The following is a 291-nucleotide window of genomic DNA, read 5'->3' as shown; positions in this document are numbered from 1 at the left end:
CCTTGCCTAATAACTCTGTCATAGACGATTTGCCAACTGACAAAGAAGAAGCTGTTATTAGCAACTTTGAATTTACTGAGGTGATAACAGAAGCAATCGTCTTGCCTAATAACGCTGTCATAGACGATTTGCCTACTGAGAAAGAGGAAGAAGCTGTTATTGACTACTTGGCATCTATTGAGGTGACAACGGAAACAATCGCCACGCTGAATAACGCTGTCATAGACGATTTGCCAACTGAGAAAGAGGAAGAAGCTGTTATTGACTACTTGGCATCTATTGAGGTGACAA

1 protein-coding gene is annotated in these 291 nt (G+C 41.2%); it reads left to right on the top strand.

What is annotated here, in order from left to right; all coding sequences use genetic code 11:
• The coding region (locus tag I8752_RS24635; protein ID WP_214434869.1) for a hypothetical protein at positions 1-291 on the top strand (291 nt) is incomplete at both ends.

Origin of the sequence: Dendronalium phyllosphericum CENA369 (genome assembly GCF_016056275.1) — a bacterium.
Taxonomy (GTDB): Bacteria; Cyanobacteriota; Cyanobacteriia; order Cyanobacteriales; family Nostocaceae; genus Dendronalium; species Dendronalium phyllosphericum.
The sequence above is the reverse complement of the archived record's forward strand: the minus strand, read 5'-3'. Positions and strand labels throughout refer to the sequence as shown.